General features: G+C 38.5%; 2 protein-coding genes. Both read right to left on the reverse strand.

From position 1 onward, the window contains the following. Positions 1-28: 28 nt before the first annotated feature. The gene (locus tag OQX63_RS23215) at positions 29-1,012 is read right to left on the reverse strand and encodes a transposase (protein ID WP_322974564.1); all 984 of its coding nucleotides are present in this window, start codon (positions 1,010-1,012) and stop codon (positions 29-31) included. After that, the gene (locus tag OQX63_RS23220) at positions 1,005-1,358 is read right to left on the reverse strand and encodes a transposase (protein ID WP_132404419.1); all 354 of its coding nucleotides are present in this window, start codon (positions 1,356-1,358) and stop codon (positions 1,005-1,007) included. Before OQX63_RS23220 ends, OQX63_RS23215 begins: the two co-directional genes overlap by 8 nt. Between the last annotated feature and the right edge of the window lie 72 nt (positions 1,359-1,430).

A 1,430-nucleotide genomic window follows, 5' to 3' on the forward strand; every position in this document is an offset into this window, starting at 1 on the left:
GGATCAAGCGGAAAAGTTGGGGGATTTTTTAGGCATATATTTTCGATAATCTAAATAAGAAGAATTTAATATCCCTGACGCCTCTTGAAGTTGCCCTAAAAGCTTTGATCTTTGCATTGAAAGATTCTGCAGAGGCATTCGTGGATCTGTTAATAAAGAAGTTAAGGATGTATAGATAATGCGATTGAATTGATCTGGCAACAGTTCTGAAAGAGTCAATTTCGCATGTTTCTACCTTATTATACCATATTGCCAATCTTTTAAAGGCCTGTTCCTTACTTTTACATACTCTGAATATATCTCCCAGTTTTTGGGCGATGTCATATGCGTTCTTTAATTTGGGATACCTTTGAAAAAGTAGCGCTGCTCTAAGTTCCTGATTCGGAGTCCATTTTGAGGGATGTTTAAACAAAAGATATCTACTCCGTGCCAGCAATTGCTTTAACGTATCTCCATTGGCCAATACTTCTGGCTGGTAAGCAGTTTTGTTTTTTTTTGCCTTGACAATACCCTCATTTTCTGAATCGATAGCCTCCCAACGATACTTTATCCTAACTTCCTGAACTGCATCATAGGCTAATTTCTGAACATGGAAACGATCAATTACCCGATGTGCATTTACAAAACACCTTTTTATCGCCAATTGCATATTGGCCGCCATATCCATGGTTACTTCCTGAACCCGTTTTCTTAGTCTTTCCGGAATCTTTTTCAGTACAGATATAATGTTTTCGGCAACTGTACCCTTGATCATGGCAACAATAGCACCCTTCCTACCTTTGGCTTCCTTATTGGTCACAACAGTATAAAGTTCACCATTGGATAAAGCTGTTTCATCAATACTGAGCCTGGGACTTACATTCTTTATAAAAAGCATCCAATTATCCGCATGTCCTTTCTGATCCCAATGACTATAATCGCTAATATGCTCTTTATATTGCTCCTGGAGCTGTTTGCCGTCAATTTGAAAATAATGTCCTAAATGATAGCAGCTAATGGGATGGTTATCCAAATATTCCTTTTAAAAAAAGACCGAATTCCGTAGTCATCCGAGCCCCTTTTCTTACTAAATCCCAATCTCTACTGATGATATCGCCAGTCCTTTTTACTGTCCACCTACGCCTTTTTATGCGCAGTGCAACTTTCTGCCCGCGGATAGGAAAATCCTGAATGGCAACTTCCGGAAGAAAGCCCTTTGATTCGAGATCCATTATCTGATACCCTGAAGGGGCTATATTCTTCTCTTCCAGATAAATTTGAAGTTCTTTTAACTCTTTTTCTACTTTGAGTATTTCGAAATAATCCAGGATACCTTCTGGTAATAAAAAGCTGATAAGGGTCTGTTCGGCTTGATTCAAGGGGATTCGTAATTGTTGTAAACTACAAAAGAAAGAAATTATTTAATTCCCCCCAACTTTTCCGCTTGATCC

It is taken from the genome of Pedobacter sp. PF22-3, assembly GCF_026239555.1.
In the GTDB taxonomy this organism is placed as follows: Bacteria; Bacteroidota; Bacteroidia; order Sphingobacteriales; family Sphingobacteriaceae; genus Pedobacter.